The sequence below is a fragment of the Methanobrevibacter sp. genome, from assembly GCF_045539575.1.
In the GTDB taxonomy this organism is placed as follows: domain Archaea; phylum Methanobacteriota; class Methanobacteria; order Methanobacteriales; family Methanobacteriaceae; genus Methanocatella.
In genome coordinates this window covers 23,151-34,029 of the sequence record NZ_JAZQFM010000054.1, presented here as the reverse complement: position 1 = coordinate 34,029, position 10,879 = coordinate 23,151, and the positions used below count along the sequence as shown (strand labels likewise).

At 34.5% G+C, this 10,879-nt stretch carries 5 protein-coding genes; all 5 read right to left on the bottom strand.

What is annotated here, in order from left to right; all coding sequences use genetic code 11:
- On the bottom strand, positions 1-7,587 hold a 7,587-nt coding region (locus tag ACKI30_RS06825), incomplete at its 3' end, for a hypothetical protein (protein ID WP_407411037.1).
- 256 nt (positions 7,588-7,843) lie between these two features.
- Positions 7,844-8,047 carry a hypothetical protein gene (locus ACKI30_RS06820; protein WP_407411035.1) on the bottom strand — a complete coding sequence of 68 codons (204 nt, stop codon included), beginning with the start codon at positions 8,045-8,047 and terminating at the stop codon, positions 7,844-7,846.
- A gap of 1 nt (position 8,048) precedes the next feature.
- The gene (hmgA, locus tag ACKI30_RS06815) at positions 8,049-9,251 is read right to left on the bottom strand and encodes a hydroxymethylglutaryl-CoA reductase (NADPH) (protein ID WP_407411033.1); all 1,203 of its coding nucleotides are present in this window, start codon (positions 9,249-9,251) and stop codon (positions 8,049-8,051) included.
- A complete protein-coding gene (sucD, locus tag ACKI30_RS06810) occupies positions 9,252-10,115 on the bottom strand; it encodes a succinate--CoA ligase subunit alpha (RefSeq protein ID WP_407411031.1) in 864 nt (287 codons plus the stop codon). It lies immediately after the preceding gene.
- Positions 10,116-10,127: 12 nt separating this feature from the next.
- Positions 10,128-10,853 carry a hypothetical protein gene (locus tag ACKI30_RS06805; protein WP_407411030.1) on the bottom strand — a complete coding sequence of 242 codons (726 nt, stop codon included), beginning with the start codon at positions 10,851-10,853 and terminating at the stop codon, positions 10,128-10,130.
- Positions 10,854-10,879 lie beyond the last annotated feature (26 nt).

Genomic DNA, 10,879 nt, shown 5'->3' with positions numbered 1-10,879 from the left:
GGTAGAATAATTACCGTTAACCACTTTGATTTTGCTAATATTACCATTAACATCCAGCTTATAACCACCGTCAACGTCAGCTACGACCACAAGAACTACATCATTTCCATAAGAAACACTATTAGCGAAAACTTTTACATTATTTACAGCTTTATAAACCTCAAAGACGGCATTATTAATAACAGAAGAATAATTACCATTATCAAAAGTCACATTAGCATAATACTTGCCAACAGGAAGAAGCACTGAAACAGAATACTTACCATCCACAACATTAATCTCACTGACATTACCATTCAAATCAAGAACATAAACACCATCAACATCAGCAGAAACAACAACTACAGACTCCTCACCATAAATAACATTATTAACAATAACACGAACATTATTCACAGCCTTATAAACCTCAAATGAAGCATTGGTAATATTGAAAACATAATCATCACTTTCAAAAGAGTAAGCTTTTGCATAATACTTACCAACACCTAAAGACAGTGTAAAGTTACCGACATTTCCTACAACATTGACTTCTGTAATAGTTCCGTTAACATCAACAGTATAAACACCGTCAAGATCAGCAGAAACCACAATCACAGATTTCTCACCATAAACAACATTTGCCACATTAACTTTAACATTATTCACTGCCTTATAAACCTCAAACACAGCATTAGTAATAATATTAGAATAATTTCCATTATCAAAGGTCACATTGGCATAATACTTACCTGCACCAAGACGCACTGATTTAGAACCAGTACCATTTACAACATTGATTGTACTGACAGTACCATTCACATCAAGAGTATAAACACCATCAGCATCAGCAATGACCTCAATAATTACATCATTACCATAAACAACATTCTTAGCAGTAACTTTTACATTATTCACAGCAGGATGAACCCTAAATTCATCATTTGAAATAACATTTGAATAATTGGCGTTTTCATAAGTCACATTTGCATAATACCTGCCAACATCCAAGGACAATGTAAAGTTACCAACTTTATCGACAACATTAACTTCTGTAATAGTTCCGTTTACATCAACAGTATAAACACCATCAACATCAGCAGCAACGAAAATTACAGTCTTTTCACCATAAGTAACACTATTAGCAATAACATAAACATTATTTACAGCCTTATAAACCTCAAACACAGCATTAGAAATCACATTATCATAATCTTTATTATCAAAAGTCACATTTGCATAATAGCTTCCCGCACCTAAAGACAGTGTAAAGTTACCCAGATTACCTACAACATTAACTGTTCCAATAGTGCCATTAACGTCAATTGTATAAACGCCGTCAACATCCGCAATAACATAAATCACAGACTCTTCACCATAAGTAACACTATTGGCAATAACATAAACATTATTTACAGTGTCACCAATCTCAAATTCAATATTGGAAATCTTATTTAAATAATTATCATTATCAAATGTCACATTAGCATAGTACTTACCAGGAGCAAGAATTAATGAAACAGAATAGTTACCGTCAATGACCTCAATTGTACTGACCTCACCGGTAAAATCAAGAGTATAATTACCATCAACATCAGCAACAACCTGTAGAATCACTTCATCACTAGACATGGATCTGCTAACAGTTATATAAACATTATTCACTGCCTTATAAACTTCAAACGCAGCATTACTAATAATATTATCATAATTATCATTATCAAAAGTCACATTAGCATAATACTTGCCTGCATCAAGACGCATTGATCTGGAATACTGGCCATCAACAACTTCAATTGTACTGACATTGCCATTCAAATCAAGAGTGTAATTGCCATCAACATCAGCAACAACATAAATCACAGACTCATTGCCGTAAGTAACACTACTAGCAATAACCTTAATGTTATTTATAGCCTTGTAAACTTCAAATATCTCATTATTACTAATAATGGAATAATTACCATCATCAAAAGAAGTCACATTAGCATAATACTTGCCAGCGTCCAAAGACAATGAGAAGTTGCCCCTCTTATTTACAACAGTAACTTCTGTAATAGTTCCGTTAACATCAACAGTATACTCACCATCAACATCAGCAACAACATAAATCACAGCTTTTTCACCATAAACAATACTATCGACACTTACCTGAACATTATTCGCAGCCTTATAAACCTCAAAGACTGCATTAGAAATAATAGTTGAATAATTACCCTTATCTGGATAAGTCACATTAGCATAATACTTACCAGCACCCAATAACAATGCAACTTTACCAACATTACCTTCAACAGTAACATTCCTAACAGTACCATTAACATCAACAGTATAAACACCATCAACATCAGCATTAACATAAATCACAGACTTACTGCCATAAGTAACATTAGCAGTAATAACTCTTACATTATTAATAGCTTTATAAACTTCAAATATAGCATTAGTACTATTAATAGAATAATTACCATTATCAAATGAAGTCACATTTGCATAATACTTACCAGCACCTAAAGACAATGTAACTTTACCAACATTACCATCAACAGTAACATTCCTAACAGTACCATTAACATCAACAGTATAAACACCACCAACATCAGTAGTAACGACAATCATAGACTCATCACCATAAGTTACATTATCAACACTAACAGTGACATTAGCATATGCCTTGATGATATTGAATTTACTGGAGTTAGAAACATTGCTATGATACTTGTCTTCTTCGGAAGTTATGGTGACATTATATGTACCTACAGGCAACACAGGAATAGTCACATATTTGTTTGAAGAAACTTTACTAAATACTACATTACCATATACATCAAACACAGTCAAATTGACATTTTCGAAGTTTTCACCATCAAAAGTAATAGCGAACTCATTATTATACACAATATCTGGAATTGGATCAATGATAATTGACGGTTTTATCTTCAATATTTTAAATAATCTGGAATCATGACTTCCCACATAATCAACAGCATACTCATTATAGACTGTTATATTATAATAGTCTTCACTTGGGTCTAAATCCACAATAATATAATCATCATCGGTTGTTTGATTGATATAAACTTGACTTCCGCCAATATTTGTTATAACAACCCTAGTTACAGTTTTATTGATAATGTCAAATGATATATTACAATCTGAATAAGTGAATTCTGTTCCATTGACAATATTGATGTTTACAGAACTTCCAGGACGGATACTCTCAAATGTTCCATTGCATCCGCCTATGTAAGAATAATAGTTATCAGACAAGTGATAAGCTTTAAATGAATAATTTCCATTTTCCCCATTGATTAACTTATAATAAACCTTATTCTGCCCATCGGTAACAAGTGTGACATTTTCAACTAAATTATCATTACTGTCATATACTTCAATATTGATTTTTTGTCCGCTGTACTGGTTTTCAACAGGATAAACGTCATCACTGTTTACTATTTCCCCGTTCCAATAGACTACATTATGGAATCCTATTGAATTTGAATAAATTCCATTAATATAATTATTCTTACCTTCAAATTTCATGACTACATCATTATTTCCAGTAGTTTCAACTTCTAATAATGATACTGACTGTGCTCGGTTATCCAATACAGTTACATTATTCAAAGTACAATTTCCGTCAGCACAGTAAATAGCAGGTCCAATGTCAGCTGAGTTGAATCTGAAAGTGGAATTGTCTACATTTAAAGATTTATTAGGATCAGCAATATAAACCGCACCACCATTATTATTTGCAGAATTATTAAAGAAGTCGCAACCACTTACACTGATCTCATTTGCTCTTGCGTATATTGCTCCTCCATCAGTTCCTTTGTTATTTGTAAAATTGGAATTTTCAATTTTGATAATATCTGCCTTTAAGTTTAATGCAGCACTATTATTGATATCTGAGTTATTTGTAAAGCTAGATTCACTAATCAAAAGACTTTTTACATATCCGTTAAATGTATTTCCTCCTGCGGAAATCGCTTGAGTATTGTTTATGAAATGACTGTTGTAAATTGAAGCGGAAGTAAAATCATCTAATCTTATGGCAGTTGCAGTAATATTTATAAAATTGGTATTTTTTACTGCTAAATTAGTATTGATTTTATACAGATGAATAACATTATCTGAACCTAAACTACTGTTTGTGAAATTACAGTCATTTATTTCACAATCTCCACCAACATAAATAAGAGCACTTTGACGTTCTCCACCAGTGAAAGAAATGTTGTTTAACTTTATTCCATTTGCTTCATTAATATATATAAATCCTGTTTCGTTGAAATTGAGTGAGTAACCATTTCCGTTGATTGTAATATTGTTATAATTAAGATACAAATACTCACTAGTTTCAAAGCCTTCAGCATAGGTGTAATTTCTTGTCAAATTGACAACTCCATTTTCACCGGCATCATTAATTAATAGTTGAAGCCTATCAAAATCGGCCATCCTTGTTACGTTACGTGTGACATTTGCTGATTTTGCATAGTAGGCATCATCTTCATGGTAACATACAACATATTTTGTTTCATACGGCAAATTATAAATAGCATAAATCAACTGACCGTTTTCATCTGTTTTCTCGACAGTTTGGAAAATCAGATTGTCATTTTTATCAAATGCCTTGATTGTAATGTTTTGTCCGGAAGTGGCTTTAACCGGAGATTTTTCATTAGTGTTTGTAACTGTACCGTCCCAATAGGTAACGTTATCAAATGTCTGACTTCCGTATGCGACAATTGCATTGATATAATCATTTTGTCCTTCAAAACTGATTGATATTGTATCTAAATCAACGACATTCATTTCAACTGTGCCGGATGCAGCCTTGTTGTTTAAAAATACAGAATTCCTAATCACAGAATCTCCATAAACTTTAATTGCTCCTGCACTTTCTTTTGCAGTATTGTTTATGAAAATACATCCGTCAATATTGATTATTGCATCAGCAATTGGAATTAAAACAAGAGCTCCACCATCATATCCTGCAGTGTTGTTGATGAAACTGCTGTTAACCAGATTAAAGTTTTTCAAATCAGTACCGTATATTGCACCCGCATAGTTAGTTGCATCTGTATTGTTAATGAAATTACATCCGGTTATTAATTCATAATTATTATTTCTCAAACGAATTGCAGCACCGTCGGCACCGTTTATAAAATTATTTGTGAAGTTGGAGTTTTTAATGATTGTAATATTATTATCCGCAAACTCACATGCACTAAAATAGCTACCTTCCTCAATGCTGTCGAAATTACAGTTAATGATTTGACATGAAGAAGCATTATTACACCTGAAGAAACCTGAATTTTCAAAATTACAGTCAGAGAATAAAGCATTTTCCCATACTACTATGTGGAAATCCATGCCGTTTTTAAAAGTACAGTTTAAAAAGGTTATGTTTTTCAGGTGAGCGGAAAATGAAACCGGCTGATTTGAAGCGTCAATTGTATATCCATTACCGTAAATTGTTAAGTTTTCAGAATAAACCACAAGTTCTCTGAGTGTATCATAACCAATGGAGTAAGTGAAATTGCGTGTCAAGTTAACTATTCCACTATCTTTTGCCAAATACAGCAGGGTTTGAAGTTTAGCGAAATCCGCAACAGTAGTTTGATAAGTTTTTGAAAATTCTGAGTAATAGTCATCCTCCTCATGAATTATTTTAAATGTATAGTTTCCACCATCGAAATCGAAATAGTCATAAACTAATTTTCCGTATTTATCAGTTTGACGGATCTCTTTTTTAATCAGACTGTTGTTTGAATCGTATACTTCAACAGTCAAGTTTATTCCGGCACCACCCTTAGTGTCAGGTTCACTGACTGTTGTGACTGTGCCGTTCCAGTAGGTAATGTTGAGGCAGTCAAGTGGGAACCAGGAATAAACCGCATTAAAGAAGTAACGGCCATCTAACAATTGAAGAGTTAAATTGTAATTTTCATTTTTAAACTCAGCAATAGGGACTTCCTGTTTATTTTTCAAAAAGACAGTGTTATTAATAACATTGCGGATATCATCTGTAAATATTGCAGGTCCCTGATATGCATAATTTCTGGTGAACTCTGTAAATGCGACCTGATTATATTTTGCAAAATAAACTGCACCACCATGGTATGCGGAGTTGTTGTTGAATTTGCTGTTATATACTAAACAGTAATTATTACCATGAAACGCTCCACCGTCATCTTCAGCAGTATTGTTAATGAAATCAGCTTTTGAAACTGTATCATAATCATTACAATACATTGCACCACCAGTTTTTGCAGAGTTATTCACAAACTGATTGTCAAATAAGAAATTGTGATTATTGGCAGCTATTGCACCACCATTGACCTTCGCATAATTGTTTATGAACTTTGAACCGAAGATGGAACAGGAATCATTACAGTATAAAGCACCTCCGTTTTCCTGTGCAGTATTGTTTAAAAATAGGGAATCTGAAAAAAAGGATAAATTCCCACAGTATACAGCACCACCATTTTGCTTAGCGGAATTTTTAATGAAATTAAAAGTACCGTCGGTTATTCTGTAAAATTCATTGCAATATAATGCCCCACCATTCATTGCACTATTTTCTGTGAAGTTACAGTCTGTAAGAACTTGGCGTTCAACCAAAACTGAGGTGTTTGATATATTTAAATAAATTGCACCACCATTATTTTTTGCGGTATTGCGATTGAATCTGCTATTGGTAATATTACCATTGCTTAAAATCCATGTGAACGCACCACCGTTTCCATCTGCTATATTGTTTTCAAAGTAACAGTTATCCAGTATGTTTTGGAGTGAAAAATCATAATGTATAGCCCCACCGTCAAGGCTGGCTTCATTGCTTATGAATTTGGAATTTGAAAGAGTTAGATTTTGAGAGTGATCTACGCTTAAAGCACCACCTTTCTGAGCTGTGTTTTTCCGGAAAGTAGAGTCTGATATTGTAGTGCCGTTAAGAACGGAATTGATTGCGATTGAACCTCCTAATCGATTCGCATGATTATTTTCAAAAGTACAATTTTCAATAATGACATCTGGAGAATCAATATAGATTGCTCCCCCATCATTATTTACAAAGTTATCTTTAAAAGTACAGTTTATGGCAGATGGCCCGTAAAGAGCACCACCATTGAAAGCGGTATTATATATGAAAGTACAGTTTATAACAGTACATTTACCGGATATTGCACCACCATTTTCAGAGGTTTCACCATTAATAAATGTAAGATCCTTTATAATAACATTAAGATTATCATCGGTAATGTAAAACATTTTTGCCTGTTTATTACCGTCTATTGTGTGTCCGTTACCGTTGATTGTTATGTCACGTTTAATGGCAATACCGTCAGAATAGCCCAAATCCAAAAAGCTATACTGATAATCGCTTGTCACATTGAATTCACTGTCATGGCAATTCGCAAGGTCATTACTTAAATCTTTGAAAGATTTGCTCCCTTGCAATACCATATCATCTGTTACGTCCGTTATTTCCTGAGTTAAATTATCGCTTGATGTTGTCGTACCATTTACTTCATTAGCAAATGCAGCATTTATTGTTAAAAAACACATCAAAGCCAATATTAAAACTATTATATGTTTTTTATTCATAATCTACTCTCCGTTAAATTATCCATCGAAATTGAATTAGATAACTGTTTAATTGGACATGATTTATCGATTTTAAAAAAAAATCAAAAAAATCCATTAAATCTGTTTATATTTATAATTAATATCTATATAAATATAGTTAAATCATTCAATTTTTTGTACAAATAATATTACAGATAGAAAAAAAGCAGAACCATTTGGTTCAGAAGTTTAAAAAAAATAATGGAACTCATACAGGTTTGTATGAATCCAGATACTAATCAAAAAAAGCCATGAACTCCCTTGATTCGGGAGTTTCACTGAATTCATTAATGAAATCTTTTAAATCATTGATAAATTCTTCTTTTCTTTTATCTAAATCTTCAATTTGAGAATAATCTTTCTTAACAGATATTTCCATAATCAAATCATCTGTTTCGAGAGTAATTTCAGGATATAAATCCTCTAAAAGCTCGTCCATTTTATCCTCGCCCAAGTTCCTGATGAGCTCTTGCAAGGTGTCCTGCTGCCAATGCTCCAACAAGTGACAGTTCACCTGCCAAAACTGTTGATGCAACGATTTCTGCAAATTCACGGGCATGATTTGAACCTGCAACACCTAGAATCTCAAGTCCTTCGTGTGCAACTTCCAAACTTGTTCCTCCACCGACTGTAGCCACAGGCAAGTCCGGCAGATTAACTGAGAAATATAAGTCCCCATTTCTGTTTTCGGCTGTGGTTATTCCAAGAGATCCTTCAACAACATGAGCTGCATCCTGACCGGTTGCTAAAAATATTGCAGCAACCATATTTGCATAATGTGCATTGTATGCCATTGCACCACTAGCTGCTGAACCAATCAGGTTTTTAGCTGTGTTTACTTCAACAATTGCATCTGCAGTGGTTTTGAGTTTCTTTTCGACTATTTCTTCAGGTATCAATATATCTGCAACTACACTTTTTCCTCTTCCTTCAACAATGTTTATGGCTGCAGGTTTTTTATCAACACATACATTACCGCTTAATGCAATATGGGTTGCAGAGGTTTCTTCTGCGAGTTTATCAAGAATTTTTTCAGAAGCTATTGTCACCATATTCATTCCCATACTGTCTCCGGTTGAGAAAACGAATCTTGGATATACATAGCTTCCAACTATTAAGATAGGGTCAATTTTAATTAATTTACCATGAGAGGTTGTGCTTTCTGCCAGCTCTTTTAATTCATCGAAATTATCAATAAACCATTGCCTGATTTCTAATGCTTCACTTGCATTTTCACATTTGATGGCTGGTGCACGAGTCATGCAGTCTGAAATCACTCTTGCATTTACACCGCCTGATGCAGTGATTGTTGATGCACCCCTGTTAATTGATGCAACAAGCGCTCCTTCAGAGGTTGCCAAAGGAACAAAAACCTCCCTTTTGCAGTATTCACCATTGATTTTTAATGGACCTGCAATTCCCATTGGAAGCTGCAAAACACCAATTGAGTTTTCAATGTTACGAGCAGAAGCCCTTTCCATATCCAATGTATAATTTGAGATGTTGGAAAGTTCTAAATCGTATTTTTGCTCTAAAAACTCTCTTCTAATGTCAGTTGCCTCTTTGGCTGAAACTTCCTTATCTACCTGATAAAGCTTCATTTCACCATTTAGTAATTTATCGATAATTTCCTGATTTGACATCTACATAACCTTTTTAAGTAAGTCTACAATTTCAGATGGTTTTTTAGCTACTTCAACACCTGCTTCATTCAAAGCTTTGGTTTTACTTGCAACAGTACCGGAAGATCCTTGAATGATAGCTCCAGCGTGTCCCATTCTTTTGCCCGGTGGTGCGGTTCTTCCTGCAATGTATGATACGACAGGTTTTGACATTTCATCAGCAATGTATTTACCTGCTCTTTCTTCGGCAGTTCCTCCGATTTCACCTATCAATACAACAGCTTCGGTCTGGTCATCCTTTTCAAACCTTTTCAGGATGTCCACGTAATTGTCACCGGTTACAGGGTCTCCTCCTATTCCAACAGCAGTACTTTGACCGATTCCTGCATTGGTAAGCTCGCTTGCGATTTCATATGTTAATGTACCGCTTCTGGAGATTACGCCCACATTACCTTCTGAGAAGATATGGGTAGGCATGATACCTAACTTACCGACACCAGGAGAGATGATTCCCGGAGTGTTAGGTCCGATGATTGTGGTTCCCATCTGCTTTGCATAAGCCATGATTTTCATACTGTCATGGACCGGAATGTGCTCTGAGATAATGACAACCAAATCCAAGTGTCTGATTGCTTCAAAAGCAGCGTCCTTTGCAAATCTTGCAGGTACAAAAATGATTGAAGCGTTTACGTCAACTTCTTCGGTAGCCTCTTCCATTGAATTGAAAATCGGAACTTGATCTAAGAATTTCTGGCCACCTTTTCCAGGAGTGAGTCCTGCAACAATATTTGTATTGTATTTCAACATTTGTTCTGTATGGAATGAACCTTGCTTACCTGTTATTCCTTGAACTAAACATTTTGTGTCTTCATTTAATAAAATCATAATATTTAACTCCTATCTTAAAATTCTAGTTTTATTTTCAAATGGAACAGCCAAATCTATCACATTACCATTCATGAATGCAGTAGCCGAAAATATTACACTGCCCGGCAATACATTACAGGTTGTTCCTCGTTTAACCAAATAAGTATTTTTATTTCCAAGTGCAGCACCAATCATTGCGCTGGCTATTACTCCAACAGACTCTATGTTTTCAACAGTAGCCACAACGACAGGGTCATCGGTTTCAGGTGAAACGTAACCGACACCAGGGATTTTCCTTGATTTCGGTTCGATGTAGTCTGACACATCAGTTAAATTTTTCATTCCCCTTGCGGCTTCAATTGCAGAGTTTGCAACATCCCCGACAAACGGTTCTCCCCCATATGTGTCGAAACCTAAAACAATAGCGTCAGGATATCTGTCAGGCCTTATTTTTGCTTCAGCATATGAAATTCCTTCACCCGCATCATCAGGGTTTTGTGAAATTCCAGACAAATCTCCCAAGTTTTCCGCACTCTCTTTTAGTATATTAACAATACCTTCATTGACAGGTTCAAGCAAATCGTCTTCGACAAATGCACTTATCACCACATCATCACCAGTGACATTAGTTAAAGCCGCATCTCTTGCACCTACTTCTTTAAGTTTGTAAAGGTTTTTTTCAATAGTTTCTACTAGCATGGAACTGCATGATACATCATTTCTGGATATATCTGCCCCTATAGCTGTAATTTTCAAATTAACACCTTTTATTATCAATTAAT

What these genes read in the sequence shown, in the direction of transcription:
- ACKI30_RS06820 (WP_407411035.1), bottom strand. Translation starts at nt 8,047, where the DNA reads ATGGACGAGCTTTTAGAGGATTTATATCCTGAAATTACTCTCGAAACA.
- hmgA (WP_407411033.1), bottom strand. Translation starts at nt 9,251, where the DNA reads ATGTCAAATCAGGAAATTATCGATAAATTACTAAATGGTGAAATGAAG.
- sucD (WP_407411031.1), bottom strand. Translation starts at nt 10,115, where the DNA reads ATGATTTTATTAAATGAAGACACAAAATGTTTAGTTCAAGGAATAACA.